The organism is Affinundibacterium amnicola (assembly GCF_014284275.1).
Lineage (GTDB): Bacteria > Pseudomonadota > Gammaproteobacteria > Burkholderiales > Burkholderiaceae_D > Undibacterium > Undibacterium amnicola.
This window is the reverse complement of sequence record NZ_JACOFU010000005.1, coordinates 111,767-135,850: the sequence shown is the minus strand read 5'-3', so window position 1 is coordinate 135,850 and position 24,084 is coordinate 111,767. Positions and strand designations below refer to the sequence as shown.

Sequence of the window (24,084 nt, the reverse complement as noted above, 5' to 3'; positions counted from 1 at the left end):
TTTTGCTTCAATCGTACAACGCAATCATTATTGACAACTAATTAAGCGAACTATCTTCTTGCATAAATTTATGCAAGTGTCATAATTAATGTATGAGAAATATTACGGAAAATGAAGCTAAAAATTTCGGAAATTATCTTAGGCAAGAATTTGCTAAGGTAGGTCTTTCGTCGCAATCAAGGATTGAAATAGTAACTGGAGTAGACCAGACTCAAATTAGTAAAATCTTTAATGGAAACTTTCGAAGAGTATCAAGCAACTTGAAAATTTTATGCAAATATGCAAATTGTGACTATTCGAAGTTGAGCGAGTTTGGCGTTCACGAAATGGAAGAGCCACCTGATCGGGACCGTGTTTTGAAGGCGTTTGATACAGTTTGGGATGGAACAAAAGAGCATGCAGATGTAATCGCCCACCTTATTTTAGTGACAGGACGCTTTACTAAAAGGCTTCATTCGGGTGAAAAATCAATAAAAAGAGGTGAATAAATGTTTCGATATTTTGGTTCAAAAGCATCGACCAGTTCGCAAATTTCTCAGCTCATTTCAAGTCTCACACCTACAGGGTCTGTAGCAGATGCCTTCGGTGGCTTGGGAACTATTGGTGCTGAGTTGAGGTTAAATGGATTTAGAGTTACTACGTGCGACGTTCTTACCTTTCCTCATACCTTCCAGATTGCACGAATTGAAGGTAAATCCACTTTACCATTTAGTAAGCTGCGGGAGAGCATGGATATCCAGTCTATGGAGCAGATCAGTTCTATTCTAAATATGTCATACGCTCCAAACAGTTGGCTTGTGAATGAGTATGCTGTGGAGCGGTTGTTTTTTACTCGTGAAAATGCGGTAAGAATTGCGGGTGCTTGGCATCAAATTAAGCGATGGCATGAGGAGGGACTTCTTAACCGTCGCGAAAGGGCACTGCTAATAGCGTCTTTGCTAAATAGCATGGATGCTGTTGCAAATACAGCAGGCACATATTATGCATACCTTAAATCGTTCCATCGCAAAGCAGTCAAGACTTTCAACTTTGAGTGGTTTCCCGTGAGGGGTGGACAATATGTCGGTCACGCCTTATTGGGAGATGCATTGTCTTGCTTAGCGGGTAAAAATTTTGACGTTCTTTATTTGGATCCGCCATATAATAATAGAAACTATGCAAGCTATTATCATTTGCCGGAGTCAATGTCCACACTCAAGCAACCTAAAACAAATTATGAGCGCGCCTCTGGAGTGCCTATCCACCCTCATCCAGCATCAATAAATATTCGAGATGGCATGACCGTGGAATACATTGAAAAACTCGCTGCACAAGTTGGCTGGAAATGGTTAATTGTTCACTACTGTGATGGTGCACTTATTCCTTTAGAAACGATGCGATGTGCACTTAAGAAATTTGGTTCGTTAAATGAATTCACCCTACCCGCACTAGGTTATACAACAACAAAATCCACTAGGACAATTCATCACCATGTTTTCGTCGTTAGCGCATCAGCCAATTAATTTGCCGGATTACCTGGCTCCACTTGAGGAGCTTGAACCATTTAGTCGCGTTCAGCTCATTGCATTTGATCTCGATGGAACTTTACTTAAGGCTCCAGATGAGGCTCCAGGCGAAAGGATTAAACGACTTCAAGGTTCAGCGAAGAGTCTTGGTGTGCGTATTACTTTAGCTACTGGGCGCACGCTGACAGGTGCTCAGAATACATTATCAGCACTTGGAGATTTGGGAAGTACTCCGATTATTCTTTACAACGGAAGTCTGGTTGTACAGCCAGGACTAAAAAAAATAATTGCACATCGAAAAATAGAAGCATTGGCAGCGAATAAGGTGATAGAAATTGCACGTGATAATGACGTTGACTTGTTCATTTATACAGTAAGCGATGAAAATGCGGAAGGTTGTAGTGAAATTGGTACTTGGGAGACAGTAAGTTTTGTCGGCGCTGTTCCGCCAGCAAGAGAATTCAATGGTATGAAAGTCTTCAACCTCGAAACAGAGTATGTCCAATTAGCCGTAACAGCAATGCTAATACTACTTAAGCCTCAAAGTGATCAAGTCCGTCTGAATAAGGTTCTTAAAAATTTAGATGGAATCTCAATCACATCTAGTGGCTCCCGTTTTATCGAACTGAGACCGAAAGGCTCTTCAAAAGCGGCTGGTATGACCGATGTGATTCGAAGTTTAAAGTTGTCACAAAAGGATGTGTTGGCAGTTGGAGATAACGATAATGATGTTGAGTTGCTTGAATGGGCGGGGATTGGGGTGTCGGTACAAGGCGCATCACCAATGGCTAAATCCGCGAGCGACTATGTGTCGAGATTCGGCGCTGAAAACGCTGCGATCGATGTTCTTGAAATAGTACGTCGCGCAAAGCGATTACACCGAACAAAGAGATAAGAATGACTAATATTGATAAGCCGCACCCATGGCGAGATGCGGCTGAAAAATTCACTTCAGCGGCAAATGAACAAATATTTTCCGTATACATGCTTCAGCGAAGTTTGGAACAGCTGATTCGTATGGATTCATCACCGCTCAGTGGTATTAAGGTGATAATCAAGCAACATCATGTTGAACATGAAATATTTGTTGGAACCATTGCCGATAAGCAGCTTTCAACTCAAATTGAGCCTTTAGGTGAGGATGGAGCGATTCCCGGTGGATTGGAGGTTTTGGCTTGGTCTTCTAGTGGGAGCGTAGTGTCGACAAGTACTTGGTATCAACCAGTTAAGGACTTAGTTCTTGCAGCATGGCGAGCAGAGTTAAGGGAAGGAGATTTTGGTTTACTGAAATTTAAAGCAGAGCTAGTTAAATCACGTCTACCACGAACAATTAGACGTCTTGTAGGCGAAATGGGAGATGCGAATTTATATGTTGTTTATATTGACTTAGATCGCTTCAAGATAATTAACGATCAGTTAGGGCATGCCGTTGGTGATGACGCGATACGCCATGTCGCCCAGTGTATCGAACAAATTTCAAAGAATAAACCAATATTTGGATTTCGAAATGGGGGGGATGAATTTTGTTTGATCGTCGCTGGGATGCCGATCGCTGCACTCGTGGAAGATCTCTGGCTTTTGAATGAAATGATTGCTGCAAAAGAATTTGGCACGGAGAAATATTCAGTAGGTTTCACAGCAGGAATAGCGCCACTGAATGATTTTGAAACATTCTCTCAATTCGAGAGTTCATTAAGCAGTGCTGAAAGTGTGACAAAAAATCCTGAGAATCAAAACAATAAAAAGCGTGGGACAGTTTCAATTGTTAGTTATTCGAATTCAACTAAAACACAACTTAGTCCTTTATTATTTATGAAATTTGGTGTGCTTTTAGCACGTACATTTCAAGTTGATAAAGCGCCGTTTGCAAATATTTACCTCAATCTATTAAGTCGAATTGTATGTAACTCTGTAGTGTCTGAAAATTCGTTAGAGTCACTATCGTCAAAAATAGACCAAGCTACAAGTTTTTTTGGAGTTCAAGTTTCGGATGGGCTTACGGAGGATAGTTTAGTCGGCATTGAAAATTCAAGTACAGATCTTTCTCTCGCAGCAATTGCTATAGCGATTTATCACGGAATTGCGCGAGCGCAAGGAGAACGGACAAACCCCGAAAAAGGTCAATTTTCTCTCCGGCTTTCACAATGCCTAATGAAAGCAGGACTGTTCCAAGAAGATTTGTTGATTTGGGGTGATGTAAATTGCACAGGATTTGAAGTGCCAATAGGATCGCCAATAATCACGTTAGCTCCGTGTGCCTATGCCACAGCGATAGCATTTCAGGTTGGTTTTAAGAACACGGTCTTTTTGCCTTCGGGAAGTGACCTTCCTCAAAAGTTATTTATTGATACTGTTGTTGTCGATGACCGCCCCAAAACCGGAGGTGGTTTACCAGATTTTTGGCAAGCGGGAGTGGCCAATTTGATTTCTGTAGTCGGGAATAATTCAAATTTTCAAAATTTAGTGGTCATAGGCAACCCAGAAAATGCTCCAGAAACAATAAAACGAATTAAGGGTGAGATTTCTATAAACAGCGGGGAACTATCAGTGGTTACCGCTCTATCAAGAGAAACTGTAGATCATTCACTTGACGCACTTAGGTGCTCGGGTGCAATGCTGTTTGCGAATGACTTCGAAAAGATCATCGATATATTGTATGAGGCGTCGTTAAGACTTAAGACGTGGCAAACAAAGGAACCAGAAATTTCTCGGGAGCGGCCGCCCAAACTTAAGAGAAAGTTGGATGCCGAGGGGCTGACTTTAGGAACTATCGATGGAGTGCGATGTGATTCGGCGGCTCAAGCCTACCCCTTAGTCGTAGAAATAATGAGGACGAGTAACCTTGTAGCAACTACCTATGATGATGCTTCACAAACTCTTCGTGAGATCGTGGGATTCAAGTTAGTTTTAGAAAATCCAATTCAAGATCCTATCCCTGATTATTGGGCAGATCAGAAAGACGCGTTTGAAGGCTATGCGGGGTCTGTACTCATTAATTCCGATTCATTCATTTCAAAAAAATTTCATGATGACGGTCAGTTCGTGGCATTTATCAGTCAACTTGCTGATTACTGCGACCCCAAAAATAGTAGAAAGTCGACTCGCCGAGCAATTTTAGTGGTTGAGAATATCGTTCACGATAATCAATTGCGCCCACTAGGATTAGTTAGTATTTGGGCAACGCCACGTCACCATGACGGTATATGCTCAATTGAGTTTTGTTTTTCGTGGCGAACCGTTGAGACATTAGTGGGCTTGCCATATAGCTTGTTCGGTTCAATTAGATTCTCTGAATTTGTGATTAAAAATGTAGGTGATCTGCATAAGGAAATGGGAATAGACGTTCGTGTGGAGCTTGGGAAGTTAACTTACCTCGCATTAAGTCTTCATATGCGTGTAGACGAATTTCATCGTCGTATTGCTAAACAAATTGCTGATGCCGCTAGTGTTTGATCGTCAAGTTCATTACATTGCTGTTCCAATTGGAATGAACCTAAAAAACACCAGTATTTTCCAAGGACTGGTGCATGTTAGCGGTGACAGTGAGGAGGCCAATATTTATGCAACACAAAAAATGCTCGCCAAAGAGGAAGAGTCTCTAATATTGCAGCTTCACTCGTTAGGCTATGAAAGGATTTTTGAAAATTGTTGGTTGCCAATTAACTACGATAATTATGATCGATCCAGCCTTGTTAGTTCTCTCTTTAAAGAAATCGCTGGTAATTATGATCAGCTCGTAACCAAAGAGAAAAATATTGGTTGTTATGAATATTTGTATTCGATCGCAAAAAAGAAGAAACAAATAAACCGCTCTCGGACATTAGATTTCGGATGTGGCACAGGCTTGATATTACAAGCAAACTTTGTGATGGAGTTAGAAGTTCTCGTAGGCTCAGACATCTGTGTTCAAATGAGCCAAATAGCTGAGTTAAAGGGAATTAAAATCATTTCCTCATCATCTTTTACAGCGAGATGCCATGAAAATTTTGACATTATTCTTGTATCTTACGTAATGCACTATGGACTGAACTTAATAACATTTATGAATTTAGTAAACTTTTTGAGTAGCGGTGGGATTCTGGTGGCAAACTTTCATAAGGATATTCAACTTGAGAAAATTATTGAATTTGTAAATACAATTAACGATAGTTCTTTTACTCACTCAGTTTCGCCTTCACCATATGGTTCAGTTTTAGAAATTTTGAAGATTTCTGATAAGAGTATTTTATGCTGACCTACTTAGTTCAAATGGATGAGGCTGAACGAAAGCTTTGCAACATATTAAATGATTGGGGTGTTTTATCTATCATTGGTGTTGATCAAGCGGCGTTTGTAAGTACGGAACAATTTCAGCGTATACGGAAAATTGCAGGTGATGGTTTAATCGAAAGGGATAAAGTAAACAATTTGTTGCACCTCTTTCCATCAGAACATGAGTTGATGCTTTCGCCTTCGACAGGGTTATTTCGGAAAATGGAGAATGGGCGGGAAGTGCCTGGGGGAACAGTAATCTCACAAATTTTACCAAAAATAATTGAGAAGGCATCTGGCAAGTCAGTTTTTTCTGCAATTGGCGAAGTTCATTTGCCAATGAAAGGTATATCTGTCCTAAGTAAAGATCCTCAAGTTCTGTTCGATGTTGAACAAAAAACAGAACGTTTCTTTAATAGGGCTTTAGAGCGAGAAAAGCTAAATATTTTGGCGCGTTCCGCAAGTTACATGGGAGCTAAAACACTTCTTTGCCCTGCTCTTTGTGAAATTGTTGAAGAGTATCATCCTCGTGATGGTGTCATACTCGATTTGATGTGTGGATCGGGTGCAACATCTGGTGCATTTGCTCAACGCTGGCAGGTGTATGCCTCAGACGCTCAAGCATTTTCAAGACATTTGGCCGCTATCCAAGGGGGCGGTATGGACGAAATTGGTGCACGTAGCATCGTGCAACGAGTTACGACAAATGCTAGATCTCATTTTGATCAACTTACGGCACTAGTCGGGCATGAAATGGAGATCGAAGAAAGTTTTCTAATGTCAGAAATGACGGGTATTGACTGTGAAAATTTTGTTGAATGGGCTACACAATATCTTAATGTAAACAACTCAAGTTTCGAACTTAATCCTTATCTATCTAATGAACTTGCGATAAGAAGGCGACACCCATTAACAGCTCCCGCAACGCTATTCACTAGATACTATGCGAATCTATTTTTTGGTGTGCGTCAAGCTGTAGAAATTGATAGCCTAAGGTTAGCAATTGAAAGTCTGAACGATGAGAATCAGAAAAAATGGGCACTTGGAGCACTTATTTGCGCAGTAAGCGCTTGTGCGGACAATTATGGAGGTCACTTTGCACAACCCAGGTTTGATACCGCACATCCAGAGAAATTAGCAACTAAAATAAAAGAAACAATCTTGCGTCGGAGTATGTCGGTTACTCAAGAATTTTCCGCTCGATTGATTAGTCTTTCACAAGAAAGTCAGGTGTCAAGCCGCCCGATTAGGACAATTCCAGGCCCCTGGCAAAATGCAATATTAGAAGCCACAAAGATTTTAAAAGGCCAACCAACTTTAGTCTATCTTGATCCTCCTTATACTAGGGATGAATACAGTAGGTATTATCATGTTTTAGAAACGCTTGTTAACTATAATTATCCGGTCATTGGTGGAAAGGCGGCAATTCCAACTAAAGGTCGAAATGGACGATTCGCATCGGAATTCTTTACGAGGAATGTATCATCCATTGAAACTACCATTGGACGAGTAATCAATACTTGTTTAGAAAACAACTGGAGTTGTTTGTGGAGTTACTCCAGTAGTGGTTTGGCGAGTGTTGATAAAGTGATCGAGCAACTCGGTTCTAGGCCAAAGGGACTCGAAATTTACACAACAAAATACTCTTATAAGCCTCAAGGTAAGCGTAATATTCAGGTCGAAACCGATAATGAATCGATATTGACTGAATCCAAGGATCTGAATACCTCAGGTAACAATGCGTTAAGTAAGGGGAGATCTGGAAAACTGAAGCCAGTTGACGAATATATGATCATGATCCGTGCGAAGTAACGACGCAATTCAAATCATTCAGAAAAATTTTAAAGGAAGCAGATATTTTTAGTCTGACACTCGTCGATAATTTACCGAGACCGATTTATTAGTAGGTATTTTTACTAGGACATTATCGCACCCACCTGGTTTACCATCTGAATCAGATCCGACTTTATCCGGTGACATAAGACATGAAGCGTCTTCAATATCTGTTCTAAAAACTTGTCCAAGTTTTTCTAATTCGGTGATGATTTCCTGATCCGGTAATACAACGGTTGCATACTTAGTCGGGCCAGCAGAAACAATAAAAGTTTTTGCTCCCACCGCATCAAGGAATTTCTTTCTAGAGGAAGTTTTACTTCCATGGTGCCCCACTACCAAAATATCTGCCTTCAAATCTTCTGTGCAGCAGGCTAAAAGCTTTCCTTCGATAGATGATTCTTTTGGTGTTGTCGAAGGCAAATTTCTACCGCCAGCCTCTGCATCTCCCATGAGAAGTATTTTGTGAGTGCCTAGGTCTAGTCGTACAGCTAAGCTGTTCTCATTGAGGCTCGATCTAGGTGATCCGTCCACAAACAAAAAAGTCATGAAGGCACCTTGGCCAAGAGAGATTTTCTCGTTGGTGATTTTCTTACCGTGATTGAGCGTTAATGTTTGTGATGGCTGTTTGTCGCCATAGCAGTTCTTTGCTGCCATTTCGATGGATTCACTACCTTCATCCTGGGTCGCAGTGTGATACTGGATCGAAGGATCTGCGGCGATCGCAAACAGAAAATTCCGGTAGCCACAGATGTCGTTGTAGGCACCAGAGTTCCATACATTACTAGGCTTTAATCGAGTGACTACATCAGGTAGTAATTCGACGTGATCTCGGTGTGGGTGACTGAGGATGACGTGGGAGAGTTTCTGTATTGGTGGTTGCAACGTATTGAGATAAGCCAGCGTTCTATTATTGTCCCCGCGTTCCATATCGTCGTTGCTACCTGCATCATAAAGAAGAGCAAAGTCTGGTCCGCGAACCAGCACCGATAACCCGGTACCGACATCAATTGCGTGCAACTCGTATTGAACCTCAGGTGCTGTTGATACCTTCGTAGAATTCTCTGCACAAGTAATAACTTCAGTTGAACGTTTAGACGCAAAAGTTGTTTGACCGTTTGCTAGCTGGATTTCGTACCATCCAGGCATTGATGCGATGAGCGGTAATGTTTGACCAGGCTCAAGTTTGCCGTTGGCCGCGCTTTTTGCAGTAGGTGACGTGCGCAGTGTTACCGCGGCCACGGCACCTCCAGATGGCGCGATGCAATCTGATGCTGTTGCTACCTCAATATGTACTAAGAAACCCAGTGCGACAGCAATGGCAGACCTAGAATTCGATAGCATCCATAAGCTGGCAAAAATCTTAGGCATAACGATTCCTTTCAATTTGAATTGATTTTGCTTGCATTGAAAATAAGCAATTTTGATGCCGTCAATTGTTACCGAAATTTTTTTAGATTCTCTGAATTTGTGAAGTACGGGTATAACTGTTACGAAGTCTTTGACCTAAATGTTTTTGTCACCCATTCCTTGGCACATCAATGTCAAATTGGTGCTTACCCAATCATCCTTGATGGCTGCCGCCATTATTGTTTGATACGTAAATATTTAGTGAGTTTTCTCATTCTATGGAAATTATTGCATGTAATTTACGTGTCAATATTTGCCGGATTTACTGATCGATTTTCTTATTGCGATCCTGATACTAGCTAAGAATTCGTTCAAGCTACCTGGTACATAAATTGCTCATATTTTCCAGAGAAATCGCATTTGCTTTTCGTCTTGGCTGTAATTTTTTTGCATAAAAACAATAGTTGCAAAACGAAAAGTACATGCAATTCACTTTATTGTTAAGCAACAATATAAATTGCATGAAGTCTCAATTGTTGTATTAATCAACGATAGAACGGAGAACACATGGCTGACCGAGCGAAAATTAAGAAAGAGGTAGTGCAGGTGATCGATATGTTGAGTCCACTTGATTTAGCAAGCATGGAGGATAATGCAGTGGAGGGCGTAAAGATCAATGTCACTACAGGGTTCGACAGTTCAATGAAGCGTGCGTTGTGCATCCCGTTAACTAAGATTGCACGCAGAAATGGACTATCAAAAAGCCGTCCTATATCTCAAACTGAGACATCTGCGCTTAAAACGGTGAAAGGTGCGATCGATCTAACGAGTGCAGCAGCCGACGGTTTACCATTCGACGGGGAGTAACTATGAGTAAGCTAAAGACCCTACACGGAGTTGTGCTCATAGCTGCTTTCATGACATCGTCGTCAGTATGTGCACAAATGACCCTGCGGTTAGATCCTGCATTAGATGATCCTGGGACTAGTTCCATGCCTGCAAGATTAGGATACTCCTCAAGTAATAAAGCAAATGGTGGAGTGACACAATTCGCTTTGGCTTATAGCATCGTTAAGGGTGGTTCCAACAGTAATTTTTTGTATGAACCATTTATCGCACTTGTGGTTAATGACAACGCATCGGTCGGATCCGATCAAAAGTCATTTGAACTCGGTGTTAAATCCGTTTTTGGTGATATTACACATGGAACCTCTTGGTTGATTGACTCGGACTTAGCACGATCTCGAGATAGAATTGCTGGAACAAGTAGCCTTGAAGGTAAATTTTCTGTCGAACCTGTTAATGTACCCTCGCTAAAATTTGGGCTAGGCTACACTCCGAATACTTGGGGACTATTTATTCGTCCAAAGACGAATATTTATTATCTAAATACGCTCGAGACGGACGATCCAGTAAAAGCACCAAAAGGGCGGACTGCTGGATTATCAGTCAATATAAATGTTGACTTGTTCACATCATTTTGCGACCGGGCGAAGATTACTTTCTCCGGTACATATGCCCGAGACATCACGGCTTCGGGTGATCGATTAAAAGATACCTATAAAAAAGGCAAAATTCAACTTGAATACGCATTCTACGATGCAGCTAATCCACCCAAAGGCCAAACACTTTTTTCCTTGCTTATTGAACGTTCAATTGGTCGGGAAATGCTCAGCACATCAATAGAAAAGAAGGTGTCGACTGGCATCTATTTGGGGGTTAAACTTTAATCAGAACATTAAGATATTCAATATCATTATGTTTATTTCATAAAAGTATTTTAATTCGCTATTTCAACGGCAGCACAACCAGGAAGCGACAATGGCAAAATCCCCGGCAGGCAAAACAGCGAACAAGTCGAGCACGACGCAAAAAGATGGCAAGGCTGAGAAACCAGTCAAGGCTGGAAAGACAGGTAAAGCTGGGGTGGCGGCCGATACAGCGGCAGAGCCAGCGCGGCGCTTCAACGCCCGCCGTGACAGTCTCGATTTTCGCGACCGGATGTACGTTGCCAGCCTGGTCGAAGTGCCCTGCGAGATCCCGCTTAACGACTACCTGAAACACAAGGTGCCGGTGCTTGACCAGGGTGCGGAGGGCGCTTGCACTGGATTCGGCCTGGCCACGGTCGCCAACTATCTGCTGCGCCGACGCCAGCACGTCCCGGACCTGAACAAGGTGAGTCCGCGCATGTTTTACGAGCTGGCGCGCCGCTACGACGAATGGCCAGGCGAAAACTACGACGGATCGAGCGCGCGCGGCGCCATGAAGGGATGGAACAAGCATGGTGTTTGCCGCGACGAAGAGTGGCCTTATCACGTTGAAAAAAGCAAGCGCGGCAGCCTCAATGACGCGCGTTTGGTGGCCGCGCGCGCCTGCCCGCTGGGCGCCTACTACCGGGTCAACCATAAAGACCTTATTGCGATGCATGCCGCGATTGCCGACGTCGGCGCACTGTACGCGACTTCAATGGTGCACGCCGGCTGGCAAGCGGTCGGCGCCGATGGCGAAATCAAGTACAGCCCCGACGTGCTGGGCGGGCACGCATTCGCGATCGTCGCTTATGATAGCAAAGGATTCTGGATTCAGAACTCATGGGGCAGCGGATGGGGCAAGGACGGCATGGGCCACGTCAGCTACGACGACTGGCTCGAAAACGGCACCGATGTCTGGGTCGCGCGCCTTGGCGCACCAGTAGTGCTCAACAAACCGCTTTCATTTGCGACTGCCCACGCCAGCGGCTCTGGCATGTCGGTGGCTTACACCTACAGCGACCTGCGCCCGCACCTGATCAGTCTGGGCAATCAAGGGCGCTTCAAACCTGGTGGCGACTATGGCACCAGCGACGAGGAAGTGACCAACATTTTCAAGAACGATATCCCGACCATGTTCAACGCCAGCACGAAGAAAAAGCGGCTGTTGTTGTTTGCGCACGGCGGCCTGGTATCTGCCGATGCAGCGGTACAGCGCGTGGCTGAATACCGCGGCGCGCTGCTCGCGGAAGGAGTGTACCCGCTTGCGTTCATCTGGAACACGGACTATTGGTCGACCCTGACGAATATGCTCCAGGATGCTGTGCGGCGGCGCCGACCCGAAGGCTTTCTCGACAAGGCCAAGGACTTTATGCTCGACCGGTTCGACGACGCCCTCGAGCCGCTCGCGCGCACGATGAGCGGCAAGGCGGCATGGAGCGAGATGAAGGAAAACGCGCTGGCCGCCAGCGGCAAGGACGGTGGCGCACGCCGCGTGGTGCAGCTCATCATCGCGCTGACCAAACAATTTCCTGACCTCGAGTTGCATGTGGTTGGCCACAGCGCCGGATCAATTTTGCATGCGCCACTGATTCAGCTCCTGGCTAGCAAAGGTGTCATCACCAGCGGCCCGATGAAAGGGCAGACCGGCGCGAATCTGTCGGTGGCAACTTGCACCTTGTGGGCGCCGGCGTGTACGGCGCAGTTGTTCAAATCAAGTTACCTGCCCCTGATCGAGAACGGACAAATCGGCAAGTTCGCAATGTACAGCTTGTCTGATACCGCTGAACAAAGCGATAACTGCGCGCGCATCTACAACAAAAGCTTGCTCTATCTCGTCTCGAACGCCTTTGAAGAAACCCAGCGCATTCCGGGCTTTAGCGAAGGTGTGCCCATCCTGGGAATGGAAAACACCGTCAAAAATGATCCTGACTTGAAGCAGCTGTTCGGTAAGAGCGGCGCAGCCGATTGGGTGATCGCGCCAAACGATGAGGCAAAGACCTCCATCAAGGCCTCGAAGGCTCGCCAACATGGGGCCTTTGATGATGACGACAACACCGTGGCGTCGACGTTCAGCCGGATCTTGGGCGCGGCCCCGGTCAAGAACGCGACCATCACCATCGACCCGGCCAACCTGTCTTTTGCCATGTCCGCGACCAGCCTTATCCGTACAAGAATGGATATCGACAATCAGACCAAGCGCTGATCATAGATGACGCAAAAATTGCGTGGTTGTGGGGCAAATCAACAACTGTCCCGATGCATGACTTGGGGACAGCGTCGACGCAGCGGCGTGGCTCTGAACAAGTCTGCTCTGTGTAATTCAATTTATAGCACCCGGCGGCCGCCTTACCTATCTGTAAAAAGAGGCAAGTTCGTCGGACATAACCAAGGATACTAATGCAAACCTCATCACACTCACCTGTTCCCTTATAACTTATTCGTAAAGGCGGAAGCATCATTACTGCACGCGTGGACTTTTGGATAGCGACGACCGCAGGCTGGGATCTAAGCGAAAGCAGTATCTTTCAAGATGTGACAAAAACGAATGAAAAAAAGGCGATCAACCATGGGCGCAATCTTTAGACTTAATCACGCTAACATCATGGCGTTCGTGACCTCCAGGTCCCAAAGTGCACCACGGGTTCGCCGTGGCGACCTAATTGAGTTTCTCGAAGCGCTGACATACGACGCGAGGCGCTATCTCATTTCTGAGCCGGCCTTCGAGTCCTGGCCGGAAGAGATCGCTGAAGTTGCATCGCGAGCCGCTTCACAGCTACGGGAGACACACAATTTCAGTGACCGAGAAACGTTGCCCGGCCTCGTCGTCGAGCGTGTTCTGGAAGAGTTGCGGTCCGAACTTTCCGACTACGCGCTGTTCGCGCTTGCCGTCGGTGCTGGTGACCGGTTGCGGGAGACAGCGAGGCAGATCGCAAGCGCGCCCATGTATGGCCAACTGCTTGTGCTGATTCCCGAGCAGGACATGACGGATCGGAACTTCGAAGTCCTCGACCCAATCGCGGCATTCTCGGTTGCGCTGCATGCAGCTGCGGATTGGCCCGGCATCGTGTTCTGGACCGCCAATGGTGCGAGCGCCTTCGCTCGCATGGAAAGCGTTCCAGAACTCATGCGTGAGCTTGAAAATGGCATGCATGAGGGCAGGCATCGCCGAGGGCCGTTCCCGGGCTACCGAGGCAGCGGCGGATTCGATGCCGTACTTCGGCGCTGGGCGTCAAACAGGCCCAGCAACTGTCGGCGGCTGCTGCACCTCAGCGACCTGCACTTCGGCACCATCGATGCGACCGAGAACCAGCCGCTGCTCGACGCCGAACTTCGCGACATCGTCAAGTCAGTAGATAGGGTAGTCATCACCGGCGACCTGTTCGACACGCCCAACCAGAACTATGCAGCGATGTTCGCGGGATTCAAGCAGAACATCACCTACTTGGCAGGCGGCCGAGAGCCGATCTCGATCACCGGCAATCACGACCAACGAATGATTGGCCTGTTCGGCGACAACTACAAGCAGGTTGCGTTGATCGGTTCCACCAAGATCGTTGTCGATGAACAGTGCCAGATGGTCTTCATCTGTTTCAACTCGTCGGTTAAGGGGAGCTTCGCTCGCGGGAAGATCACGCAGTCTCAGTTCAGGCAGATCGGCGCCGAATACCGAACGCTAAAGGCGGCCAGGCCGGAACTCAAGGACTTCCTGCCGATCGTGTTGGTACACCACCACCCGTTCTCCTTCGATGTGCCGCCTGAGACTTGGGTGCAACGAGCGCTCAGCGTTGTCGGTCTCAGGGACGAGGCCTTCCTTGAGATGGTCGACGCCAAAGACCTGCATCGATGGTGCCTCGACTGGAAGGTGAAGACGATTCTTCACGGTCACAAGCACAAGGCCCGCTACGTCGAGCGCGAGGTCGAATACGGGTCAGATTGCATGCCGCTCACATCGATTGGCTGCGGTAGTTCTCTTGGGGCTGAAGGCTCGCCCCTCTCGTATAACTTGCTGGAGTGGGCGCCAGATAGCCAACGATGGATTGCGTCATTTTTCGAGAGCGTCAACGGCGGCGCTTTCCGTGAGGTAGTTGCCTCCGTGTCTCCGGAGTTCGCGAACCGGCGGTAACTGGATTCGGGATTGGGGGTGTCTGCTTGCTCTGGTCACCGTGGTCGGCTTTGGGTTAGTTTCAGCCCTTGGGTACCGCATTCACTCGCGTGCAGTCGTCTTCTGAAAATGACAGGTCTCCCCTTGTCGACACTTCAAAATTCTTAAGTCGGTTCACTGTTCCATTGCGCCCCAAGCATCAAATCGCACCCTGACGCTCTTCGACGGAATTTTCTGGGGTTTCGGCTTCCCCCCTGAAGCAATTGGACGAGCTCTTCAAGCATGCGGAGCACACTGTGGTCGTCCATTATTCTTGCGAAAATTTTTATGATCGTGGCGAAAATCCTCGTTCACCTCGAACCACATATATTGCAGTACGTAACCTCGACAGCGGGCAAACCAAATCTTTTTCGATACACTTGATTGCAGAGCAACGCGGGCTGCTTGATAGCATCGAGCAGCATTACGACGATCTTGAGCGTGAGATGCTTCTGACATTCTTTGATGCAGTGAAAGAGCGCCAGCATTGCTTATGGATGCATTGGAATATGCGTGACGCCAACTATGGATTTGAAGCCCTTGAAAATCGCCTCAAAGCGCTGGGGAGCGTACCTAATACGTCGGTCCCGGAATCAAAAAGATACGATTTGTCTCGCATACTAATCGGTATTTACGGAGTTAAATATACAAGGCATCCTCGAATCGAAAGCTTGATGGGGCAAAATCACATCTCTGCACGAGATTTCCTTATCGGCCAACAAGAGGCTGATGCCTTCGAACAGAAGCAGTTCGTGCGCCTGCATCAATCGACCTTGCGCAAGGTCGATGTCCTCGCAAATTTCGCAGGCCGGGCTTATGCCGGTGATCTCATAACGTCATCAGGCTGGAGGGAGCTACATGGTCGGCCAATCTTAGCCTTCTTTGAACTGTTCAGGGAGCATTGGTTAGTAAAGATTCTTGGAGGTGGTATCGTCCTAGTTGGACTTGCTTACAAAGCGTGGCATTGGTTTCATTAGTTGTCGTCATCGTGTAGTTGGCATGCATCTCACTCCATTCCCGTTGTCGCCTGCCAATCTATGCGTCGCGCGACGGTAAATGAATTCTTTGGCTGAGAAAAAGAAGCGAATTTATACAAAAAAATGTTCTCATTTATCGCCAACTTTCTCATCTAGCTCCAATCTTTACAATGGGCTAGAGAAACGTCGATTTTCCTATTGTCATTTAATTTTTACAATTGCTTGACGCCAGCATACGTGCTACGATCATAGTGCGCTTTGGAGAAAGCCAGCCGGCCCGCATTCGGCGAAGCAAATGCATCTCGTCACAACCAAACCTATGTTTAACCTTGAGCGCTTAAGGGATTGCGGGTCGTGCCTACGTTTGTGCTCTAGGAGCTTACATGGAAACCATCACCTTCTCTTACGTCGACTATATCAATAATGCTGATTTAATTAATCTTCTAAAACGATTTGCGAAGACTGCAAAGTCAATAGATCAGCCTAGCCAACGGCTGACACATTATCAAGATCAAGTTGCACGCTGGCTTGGTTATGCCAATTGGTCGATGCTGCACAAGCATTTGGATGAGCTGGGCGCTAGCAAGTTTCAAGAAGTACTGAGCAGGGTTCTTCGCCATGAGGTACTTGGCGACTTTATCGCCGAAAAGGCGGTCCGCACCGTTGTTGTAACAGATGCCGTGGAAGTAATGACGACATGGATCCGGGTAACCTATACTCCCTTGGTTAACTTTGCCTATTACGATAGCGAATCTGAAACCGGCTTCAGTTTGCCTGACGTTGACTTGGCTTATGAACTGGAAGAAGAGTTTGGCGGGCGCTTCCCCTCTGAATTAATTCAGGATGTGGCTGCCGACTTGGAAGTTGATGAGGGGCCATGGGGACTTGAAGACTACGGCGATGATTAATTTCAAAGCTTCCGGGGGCGTTTAGTTGAGATGTACGGAAAAAGGGCGTGGATGCAAGCAGCTTCCACGCCCTTTTTCTCGCTAAGCGCGGCGTCGGGTATCCTGTAATCTTTCATTGCGATTCTTCAAATTTGGGTATGAATATATTTGACCTATACAAACCGCTTCGTATTTACAATGAACTACTAGCTCTAGGTTATTTACAGGGGGGAGACTACTCAATCTAACAATGACGTGAGCGGAGCTGTGTTATTGGACAAAAATAGCTGATTTCTTATTCTCAATTAATATTAATCTTTACATCATCTTCTCAAACTGAAACTCAGCATCTTTACTGTCATTGTTCGTGTGTACGGTTGCTTATGCGTCCATGCCTCATCAAATTATCTCCACACAATCAATTTACAGACCGCATTGTGGATTTGTCAAAGGTGTTTGCTCAAGACTTAAGCAAAATGATGTTTCCCTTTGAAGATGGTATTCGACTTACTGTTATCCAGAGGCTAATCCACAAAACCTGTGGATATTTCGTTGCCACTTTGCATTGCTAAAAAATATTCAAAGGCAAAGTAACTCAGCTAAATTTGATTTTTCCGAGCGGTAAGCAAAACGGCTCACCGTCGTGAGCCGTTTCTTTTCGATTGTGTCTAGGGGGGAGGTTTTGCCCCACGAAACCCAGAGCTAACAAGCAACTAATACGCTAATTTCACAAATTACTCAAAATCGACGCACCGCTTATATGCGTCGATTTTGAGTAATTCTTATTGGCTTAATGTGAATTGCCCCCAAACAGAACGACCATCATAAGTCGTTGACAAAGTTACGTAATAATAACTACCCGCATCGATATTGGTCCAGCTCGCAGATGAGTTGGTAGTACTGCTTCCACTGGTAGAAAAATTTTTCGTGCCGTAAGATTTGTCGGGCCAAAATGAAATATCCCGATACAGAGTTGCTGTATAGGTTTTTGATGAGCTAGATGTCGCAGAAATTGAAATTGAAGCGTTTGATGTAGATGGCAGATAACACAATGGAGAACTCCATCCACCGCCACCGCCTGTAATACTATAGCTAAATGTGCAATTTGTCGCAGCGATCAGTGCTCGTGATGGTAATGAGGTTGAGTTTACGCGGTCCAGCCCAAGAATTGCAGCATCGGACTCGCCTTTAAGCATTTTGATCTTTTGTTCATTTTTTATTAGCATCATGTGCGTATATTGATGGTCAGTCAATTTCCCAGCCAATTCACCATCTGCAATGATAAATTCACCAGTCGCCGTATTCGTAACTTTTGTTTTCCCACCCTGATTTTCTAATTTCACTTGCGTGTTACCGCGAAGATCCCTAGCGTATGAAACTGTTGATGCCTTGTTCGCAGAAACAGTCTGTGCATATGCGGCCGAAGAGGTTAACGCACAAATAGCGATACCCGTACAAAAAAGAATGTTCTTCATACTTTCTTTCTATAAAATATCATAATGACAAATCATTACTTTAATTGTCGTTAAGTTGGCATAACGACACAAATAAAAATCACTTTGCCTATTTGTATTTGCAGAATTAATATAATATATATTTAAAAGCAAGACAACTTATAACTAACAATTTATAGACATCCACTACAGTAGAGAACTGAAAAAATCACTTTGGAATCGCATCTATGCCAAATATTCTAGATATCCCGGAAACATCTGAATTTAACTACGATCCGGAGAATTTACTCGATGCAATCATCAAACATTTAGGCATTCGCAACGATGCCGCTTTGTCACGCCGTCTCGAAGTAGCTCCACCAGTAGTGAGCAAAATTCGTCATCGAATATTACCCATTGGGGCTACTCTATTAATTCGCATTCATGAAGAAACTGGTTGGACGATTAAAGAGATTCGGTCGAAAATGGGAGACAACCGCGAGAAATTTAGGATACATGATCTAATTTAATCAAGATCCTAGGTTTCTCATTACTGTGACTTCCAATACTATTTTCAAAAAGGAACTCAACGAAAAAGCAGCTAAGAGACCAATCCGATCCGGCTTCGCTGGCGCTTCGTGTTTTCTTAGATGATGAGCGCACCACGCCAGAAGGGTGGGTACGTGTGTATTGGCCAGATGAATCGGTTGTACTCCACGGATTTATTCCACCGAGGACGAGTGTTCATTCAGCAAATTCTTCTGCTAGGCAAAAGATGGAAGCAGGTATACAGGCGATTGATAAATTCTTAAAGAAATGAATTGTTCCATCAAGAAAAGAAGCAAATTTTTTAGTTAAAAAATGTTGTCACCTATCGCCAACTTTCTCATTTCGCTCAAATCTTTACATCCAGACGGAAGATAAATTTTGACGAGTGAACCCTGAAAAACTTCTTTCAGAAAATTCGGCTGTGCTTTGGCAATTTAGCCGCTAAGTAATCGTGCTGATCAGCGATCACATTTCGACCAGAAAGTAGGTAATGTTCATAACGACACGGCTCATAGGGCACATACAAAAGCGGCTTAAAATCATACACAAATTTGTCTGCCTTGGCCTGATTGCATCGGCGACACGCGGTCACACAATTCGTCCAGGTATCTTGGCCATTTTTGGACTTCGGAAGAATGTGGTCACGCGACAGTTCACTGTGCGGAAAAATGTCACCGCAATAGGCGCAAGTATTGCGATCGCGAGCAAATAACAAACGATTGCCATCACCTAAAGGAATTACGTGTCGCAAAACTTTCGTTTTACGCGCATTACTTGCAATCGCAATGACAGGCCGAATCGCAATGAGTGAGGTATCACCATCAAGATTAGTTCCTCCACGGTACACCCGAGCAATGTCGCCAACGTCCCACGCCACTTTTTGTGAAGCGTAATAGGTGGCGGCATCATTGGATGAAATCCAATCGAATGGTGTTCCGCTGATGTCACATGCTAAGACTTGCATAGTTTGCCTAGAGATAGAAAATCTAGGAAGATCAAATCTGAAATGGTCGGCATGGCCGGAATCGAACCGGCAAGCAATGAAGCGACGGATTTTAAGTCCGTTGTGTTTACCAAAGTTTCACCACATGCCGATATTTGGTGCGCAAAGAGAGATTCGAACTCTCACACCGAAGTACTAGTTCCTAAGACTAGCGTGTCTACCGTTCCACCATTTGCGCGTAGAGTTTGCTACCGAACAAATAAACTTTCGAAATGTTCGGCAGCCATAAGATCATCAGAAAAATCCCAAGGGCATTGGTACGTCACCAGCGAAAGCTATCTGCTAACTGCCAGCGCCGACACCGATGCGATGACGACTTAATGTTGGAGGAAGTGGTGAGATTCGAACTCACGGAGCCTTTCGACCCTTCGGTTTTCAAGACCGATGCAATAGACCACTCTGCCACACTTCCATAAACCTGGTGCCGGTTGCAAGATTCGAACTCGCGACATCCTGATTACAAATCAGGCGCTCTACCATCTGAGCTAAACCGGCTTAAAATAAAATGACTGGCGGAAGGTGCGAGGATCGAACTCACATAACCTCTTTCGAGATCGCCGGATTAGCAATCCGGTGCACTACCATTATGCGAACCTTCCGAAAAACATAGATCTGGTGCCGCGCTTGTCCAACATGGACAAAGCAATCGTGAGGGATCACCGACTTTCGTCTGCGCGGCATAATTGGACCCGCCTGCAAGATTCGAACTTGCGTCCTCGACGTTCGTAGCGTCGCGCTCCTCCAACTGAGCTAAGGCGAGATAAATTGAAGCGTGATGTCAGATTCGAACTGACGAACAACGGATTTGCAATCCGCGCGATTAGACCTCTCTCGCAACCACGCATTAATTCTTGGTAGATGTACTTGAACTCGAATCAAGGACCTCCGCGTTATCAACACGGCGCTCTTACCAACTGAGCTACACATCTGCTGTTTGTAGAAGAAACGTACTTTGGGGTGACTAATCGGAATCGAACCGATGACCACCAGAATCACAATCTAGAGCTCTGCCAACTGAGCTATAGCCACCCCAAAATACGCTTAAAATTGGTGTTCCTTGCCGGAATCGAACCGACGACCCCGCTACGCTCTCTACCCGTCTAAGCTAAAGGAACGAATATTTGGCAGGGGATGAAGGATTCGAACCTTCGAAATGTCTGGTTCAAAACCAGATGCCTTAGACCACTTGGCTAACCCCCTAAACTGGCTCCTCGACGTGGGATCGAACCACGGACATACGCATTAACAGTGCGTCGCTCTGCCGGCTGAGCTATCGAGAATCAAAAAATTAATTAAAACCGCCTACGCATTAGTAATGAGGCTTTGATTAAATTTTTGGTGGATGTGGCGGAACTCGAATCCGCAACCTATCGATTAAAAGTCGAGTGCTCTGGCCAGTTGAGCTACACATCCGTAGTTGGATTTTTTCTTGACGACGCAACGATTTAAATGGTTTTCGATGTGCGCCCGCTTTTTTTGTTTTGGCGACCATCGCATAAGGATTGCGAGGCACCATGCTCTTTTGCTTCATGTTTTACTCCCTTGATAATGAAAATGGTGGAGAAAGTCGGATTCGAACCGACGACGGTCTGCTTGCAAAGCAGGTGCTCTACCATCTGAGCTATATCCCCATGGTTTTGGTGCAGAAAGAAGGATTTGAACCTTCGACGCCAGGTTCTTCAAACCTGCGCTCTACCGTCTGAGCTATTTCTGCATGTACTTTAGCGACGTTTCTTCCATGAATAGGATGGTGACGGTGCCGCAACACCCGGTTCCCCAACAGAGTTGGGGTTTTCTGATGACAGTACAACGTGCCGTATGTCTTCACCTTCACGTCGACGCTTTCTCAATAATTCTGCAAATTGCAAGGCGTCGGTCAATCCATCTCCCGTAAAGTCTTTAAATAAGGCCGTTGCCTCGTTCTCTTGGAGCTCAGTCCAATAAATCTTAAACATTGTTATTTTTCTTCTTATTAATTGTGGTCGGAGTGCAAGGATTTGAACCTTGGACCCTCTGCTCCCAAAGCAGATGCGCTACCAGGCTGCGCTACACTCCGATGTTTTTTGGTGGGTCACCTAGGTAACGATCCTAGCCAGCAATTGCAACAGTTTTACAGACTGCCCCGCGTCCTTAGCGGCATATTGACCCAGTGGTAAACCGTATGGGGATCGAACCCATCTATGCGCCTTGAAAGGGCGCTGACCTCACCTGAAGTCGAACGGTTCATCATTCTAGAAATCCCCTAGCTCAATCAAGCTAAGAGACTTTTAGAATGGAGCGGGTAAAGGGAGTCGAACCCTTGTCATAAGCTTGGAAAGCTTCAGCTCTACCGTTGAGTTATACCCGCACATTATTAGCTAAAGTGCCGAACCCAAATAATGAGCAAGACACTAAAGCGAATAATATTGATCTTCCTAGATTGTTAAAGAAATCCCGTGTGGTTCCGATGATTACGGCACGACCGCCTTTCAGCGGGTTTCACTACAAAAATTCGATCTGCGTTATGAGATCGTTAAAAACAAAAAAGCTCGGAGCGTTTAGGCATCCGAGCTTTTTGAGCTTCTATCTCTGGTCAACTTTTAAGTTGCTCCAGCGATTTCAGGGCTAGGCCCTCGTCTGCTTTGTTGGTACGGCTTCCCTTGATAACTTAAGGGGCTAAATTCATTGGTCATCTCACACTCATTGAATGCGACTGGCGAATTAATTGAATTGATGGAATGCGCTGTATGGCGCTGCGTGGTCGTGAGTGATTTGCTCGCCGCGACAAAACGCAGCGCAGTTGTGCGCAGTTTTTGTATCAGTTTTGGGAGCAATGCTGTTTTCACGATAAATCCTAAAATTAAAAAAGTGTTCGGTGTTGCGATGACTGAACTATGCCATGCCACAAAAATAAAAACAAGCATTTAATGCAAAATATTTGCATGGGATGACGATTTTTTGCAACAAATGCGAAGAATCGTCATTTGATGTATAATTTCGCCTCTTCGAAGTGAGGTTCGATATGCCATCTAAATCATTACCCAGTCTAGTAGAGACAGGGACATCAAGCCCCCTAGTGTCATCACATCCCAAAGTAAAATTGCGAATCAACGAGCTAATGGCCGAACGAGGTATCAAATCCGTTGCCGCGCTTCATCGCTTATTAATATCCAAGCAGGTCGCCGTTTCCCATTCCCAGCTATCGCGGATTGTAGATAACCGTGCCGATCATTGGAAAGTGGAATTTATCGAGATTTTCTTAGATATTTTTCAGTGTCAAATAAGTGAGCTATTTAAAGTCGAAAAAATAAAAAATTAGCTTTAGAGGATTTTGTCCACAATTAGTTTTTTGGCAGAAACCTATAAATAAACTCAAATACTTCGGACGCTAATATTTCCGCGTTTCCAATTTCAATTTTTTGGTATGAATTATTTTGCTAAGAAAATTCCAAATTTTTAGCTAAAAAATGTTCTCACTTAGTGCCAACTTTCTCATTTAACTCCAATCTTTACAACTAGGTACGCGCCAAATTCAACGTCATATCGCAGACCTAGAAAAGGCGGGTTTGGTAAAGCGTATCGAACGACGCGCTGCTAATCAAGGGAAAATCAGTAATGAATACGATTTATCAGGGTTAGTCGAGCGATTGAAAGCGATTGCTCCTGATCTAGAGAAGGTAAAAGAAATTAAGCGGCAAGCAACTCGCAAAGGAGGGCTTCACAAATAGATTAATTCCAAAAAGCAATAAATTGCCATTGGTTGACCTGATTGGATACACAGTATATTCTGTAATGCCATAAATATTTCAGATAGAATAAGGTTTATGACATAAGTCGTCTAAAGTAATCTAAAGGTGTTTTTAGGGTGCTGGCCTGAATTGATTGCTGACTATACCAAATGGTAAAAAGCGGCTAAAAATGGCCTCAAATGGCTTTTAAATCGATATTATTTAGGGGAAATGGAAATATTTTTAATTTTGTTAGCACTCTTTGTTATTGAGTGCTAAAATTGTGGCGTTAGAAAAAGAAAAACCGGCAATGCCGATGGCATGCCGGTTATCTTTCGAAACATTGTCAAAGCGCTAGCATTGAATCTTGGCGGACCTATGCGAGCGCTTGTTTTTCTTAACAGCGAAGGAAATTATATGATGTGAAAGTACATCAGTAAAGAGAAATTTAACGGTTATTGATTGAGATTTTTGTTTGTCAACCGCTTTTTTTTAGATTTCTGATGCTCTTTTTGATCATTTAATGACCTTTGCTTTGGCGTTAAAAGGAGACTCCTATGCCAAAGTGTGTCATTACGTGCAATGCTCAAAATTTGAGTAAATGCATATACTTCTCTTCATCTTTCGATATTTCGTCCGAAATATCTTTATGCCAATTAGAAAATAGCCTGTCGATGATTTGGAAGGAAAGCTTCCA

The 24,084-nt window shown here is 45.1% G+C and carries 19 protein-coding genes and 18 tRNA genes; 14 read left to right on the top strand and 23 right to left on the bottom strand.

Features of this window, described 5'->3' with window-relative positions; genetic code table 11:
- Positions 1-92: 92 nt before the first annotated feature.
- From H8K33_RS13010 to H8K33_RS12985, 6 genes are read left to right on the top strand one after another with little or no spacing between them, the layout of a single operon-like run.
- Positions 93-488, top strand: a complete 396-nt coding sequence (locus H8K33_RS13010; RefSeq protein ID WP_186891465.1) for a helix-turn-helix domain-containing protein — start codon at positions 93-95, stop codon at positions 486-488.
- Positions 489-1,502 (top strand): DNA adenine methylase, encoded by a 1,014-nt coding sequence (locus tag H8K33_RS13005; RefSeq protein ID WP_186891464.1) that lies wholly within the window; start codon positions 489-491, stop codon positions 1,500-1,502.
- Entirely contained in the window at positions 1,471-2,400 is a 930-nt protein-coding gene (locus H8K33_RS13000) for an HAD-IIB family hydrolase (protein ID WP_186891463.1), read from the top strand. The genes H8K33_RS13005 and H8K33_RS13000 overlap by 32 nt, the downstream gene beginning before the upstream one ends.
- 2 nt (positions 2,401-2,402) lie before the next feature.
- The gene (locus tag H8K33_RS12995) at positions 2,403-4,958 is read left to right on the top strand and encodes a GGDEF domain-containing protein (protein ID WP_186891462.1); all 2,556 of its coding nucleotides are present in this window, start codon (positions 2,403-2,405) and stop codon (positions 4,956-4,958) included.
- Positions 4,951-5,739 (top strand): class I SAM-dependent methyltransferase, encoded by a 789-nt coding sequence (locus tag H8K33_RS12990; RefSeq protein ID WP_186891461.1) that lies wholly within the window; start codon positions 4,951-4,953, stop codon positions 5,737-5,739. Before H8K33_RS12995 ends, H8K33_RS12990 begins: the two co-directional genes overlap by 8 nt.
- Positions 5,733-7,568 (top strand): DNA adenine methylase, encoded by a 1,836-nt coding sequence (locus H8K33_RS12985; RefSeq protein WP_186891460.1) that lies wholly within the window; start codon positions 5,733-5,735, stop codon positions 7,566-7,568. The genes H8K33_RS12990 and H8K33_RS12985 overlap by 7 nt, the downstream gene beginning before the upstream one ends.
- Positions 7,569-7,616: 48 nt before the next feature.
- Here the strand turns inward: H8K33_RS12985 and H8K33_RS12980 are convergent, their stop codons facing one another.
- Positions 7,617-8,960, bottom strand: a complete 1,344-nt coding sequence (locus H8K33_RS12980; protein ID WP_186891459.1) for an MBL fold metallo-hydrolase — start codon at positions 8,958-8,960, stop codon at positions 7,617-7,619.
- Positions 8,961-9,506: 546 nt separating this feature from the next.
- On the opposite strand from H8K33_RS12980, the gene H8K33_RS12975 reads away from it, so the two are divergent.
- The 6 genes from H8K33_RS12975 to H8K33_RS12950 all read left to right on the top strand — a co-directional run bounded on the left by H8K33_RS12975 (position 9,507) and on the right by H8K33_RS12950 (position 16,716).
- A complete protein-coding gene (locus tag H8K33_RS12975; protein ID WP_186891458.1) occupies positions 9,507-9,806 on the top strand; it encodes a hypothetical protein in 300 nt (99 codons plus the stop codon).
- Positions 9,807-9,808: 2 nt separating this feature from the next.
- Positions 9,809-10,669 (top strand): hypothetical protein, encoded by an 861-nt coding sequence (locus tag H8K33_RS12970; RefSeq protein WP_186891457.1) that lies wholly within the window; start codon positions 9,809-9,811, stop codon positions 10,667-10,669.
- A 91-nt stretch (positions 10,670-10,760) separates the two neighbouring features.
- On the top strand, positions 10,761-12,893 hold the full coding sequence (locus H8K33_RS12965) for a C1 family peptidase (RefSeq protein WP_186891456.1): 2,133 nt from the start codon (positions 10,761-10,763) through the stop codon (positions 12,891-12,893).
- A gap of 363 nt (positions 12,894-13,256) precedes the next feature.
- Positions 13,257-14,813, top strand: a complete 1,557-nt coding sequence (locus H8K33_RS12960) for a metallophosphoesterase family protein (RefSeq protein WP_222613413.1) — start codon at positions 13,257-13,259, stop codon at positions 14,811-14,813.
- Between the two features lie 275 nt (positions 14,814-15,088).
- Complete coding sequence (locus H8K33_RS12955; protein WP_343043821.1) at positions 15,089-15,808, top strand: hypothetical protein; 720 nt, start codon at positions 15,089-15,091, stop codon at positions 15,806-15,808.
- A gap of 383 nt (positions 15,809-16,191) precedes the next feature.
- Complete coding sequence (locus H8K33_RS12950; RefSeq protein ID WP_186891454.1) at positions 16,192-16,716, top strand: hypothetical protein; 525 nt, start codon at positions 16,192-16,194, stop codon at positions 16,714-16,716.
- A gap of 761 nt (positions 16,717-17,477) precedes the next feature.
- Here the strand turns inward: H8K33_RS12950 and H8K33_RS12945 are convergent.
- Positions 17,478-18,170: a hypothetical protein gene (locus H8K33_RS12945; RefSeq protein WP_186891453.1), complete on the bottom strand. Its 693-nt coding sequence runs from the start codon at positions 18,168-18,170 to the stop codon at positions 17,478-17,480.
- A gap of 206 nt (positions 18,171-18,376) precedes the next feature.
- Between H8K33_RS12945 and H8K33_RS12940 the strand changes: the two genes are divergently transcribed.
- On the top strand, positions 18,377-18,658 hold the full coding sequence (locus tag H8K33_RS12940) for a hypothetical protein (RefSeq protein WP_186891452.1): 282 nt from the start codon (positions 18,377-18,379) through the stop codon (positions 18,656-18,658).
- A gap of 425 nt (positions 18,659-19,083) precedes the next feature.
- Here H8K33_RS12940 and H8K33_RS12935 read toward each other — a convergent pair whose 3' ends face one another.
- The 21 genes from H8K33_RS12935 to H8K33_RS12835 all read right to left on the bottom strand — a co-directional run bounded on the left by H8K33_RS12935 (position 19,084) and on the right by H8K33_RS12835 (position 22,505).
- Entirely contained in the window at positions 19,084-19,641 is a 558-nt protein-coding gene (locus H8K33_RS12935; RefSeq protein WP_186891451.1) for an HNH endonuclease, read from the bottom strand.
- A 43-nt stretch (positions 19,642-19,684) separates the two neighbouring features.
- Positions 19,685-19,771, bottom strand: a tRNA-Leu gene (locus H8K33_RS12930).
- A gap of 5 nt (positions 19,772-19,776) precedes the next feature.
- Positions 19,777-19,858, bottom strand: a tRNA-Leu gene (locus tag H8K33_RS12925).
- Positions 19,859-20,004: 146 nt separating this feature from the next.
- A tRNA-Ser gene (locus H8K33_RS12920) sits at positions 20,005-20,092 on the bottom strand.
- 7 nt (positions 20,093-20,099) lie between these two features.
- Positions 20,100-20,175 (bottom strand) — tRNA-Thr (locus tag H8K33_RS12915).
- A 15-nt stretch (positions 20,176-20,190) separates the two neighbouring features.
- Positions 20,191-20,279 (bottom strand) — tRNA-Ser (locus H8K33_RS12910).
- 85 nt (positions 20,280-20,364) lie between these two features.
- A tRNA-Arg gene (locus tag H8K33_RS12905) sits at positions 20,365-20,440 on the bottom strand.
- A gap of 9 nt (positions 20,441-20,449) precedes the next feature.
- Positions 20,450-20,523: transfer RNA gene (locus H8K33_RS12900), tRNA-Cys, on the bottom strand.
- A 9-nt stretch (positions 20,524-20,532) separates the two neighbouring features.
- A tRNA-Ile gene (locus H8K33_RS12895) sits at positions 20,533-20,609 on the bottom strand.
- Positions 20,610-20,633: 24 nt separating this feature from the next.
- Positions 20,634-20,709: transfer RNA gene (locus H8K33_RS12890), tRNA-His, on the bottom strand.
- Positions 20,710-20,728: 19 nt separating this feature from the next.
- Positions 20,729-20,795 (bottom strand) — tRNA-OTHER (locus H8K33_RS12885).
- A gap of 7 nt (positions 20,796-20,802) precedes the next feature.
- A tRNA-Gln gene (locus tag H8K33_RS12880) sits at positions 20,803-20,880 on the bottom strand.
- A 4-nt stretch (positions 20,881-20,884) separates the two neighbouring features.
- Positions 20,885-20,960, bottom strand: a tRNA-Asn gene (locus H8K33_RS12875).
- A gap of 56 nt (positions 20,961-21,016) precedes the next feature.
- Positions 21,017-21,093, bottom strand: a tRNA-Lys gene (locus tag H8K33_RS12870).
- Positions 21,094-21,235: 142 nt separating this feature from the next.
- Positions 21,236-21,311: transfer RNA gene (locus H8K33_RS12865), tRNA-Ala, on the bottom strand.
- A 7-nt stretch (positions 21,312-21,318) separates the two neighbouring features.
- Positions 21,319-21,394: transfer RNA gene (locus tag H8K33_RS12860), tRNA-Phe, on the bottom strand.
- 7 nt (positions 21,395-21,401) lie between these two features.
- Entirely contained in the window at positions 21,402-21,635 is a 234-nt protein-coding gene (locus H8K33_RS12855) for a hypothetical protein (RefSeq protein WP_186891450.1), read from the bottom strand.
- A gap of 24 nt (positions 21,636-21,659) precedes the next feature.
- A tRNA-Pro gene (locus H8K33_RS12850) sits at positions 21,660-21,736 on the bottom strand.
- A gap of 94 nt (positions 21,737-21,830) precedes the next feature.
- Positions 21,831-21,905 (bottom strand) — tRNA-Glu (locus H8K33_RS12845).
- A 48-nt stretch (positions 21,906-21,953) separates the two neighbouring features.
- Positions 21,954-22,027: transfer RNA gene (locus H8K33_RS12840), tRNA-Gly, on the bottom strand.
- A gap of 232 nt (positions 22,028-22,259) precedes the next feature.
- Positions 22,260-22,505, bottom strand: a complete 246-nt coding sequence (locus H8K33_RS12835; RefSeq protein ID WP_186891449.1) for a hypothetical protein — start codon at positions 22,503-22,505, stop codon at positions 22,260-22,262.
- 176 nt (positions 22,506-22,681) lie between these two features.
- Between H8K33_RS12835 and H8K33_RS20245 the strand changes: the two genes are divergently transcribed.
- Entirely contained in the window at positions 22,682-22,978 is a 297-nt protein-coding gene (locus tag H8K33_RS20245; RefSeq protein WP_186891448.1) for a helix-turn-helix domain-containing protein, read from the top strand.
- The last annotated feature ends 1,106 nt before the right edge of the window (positions 22,979-24,084 follow it).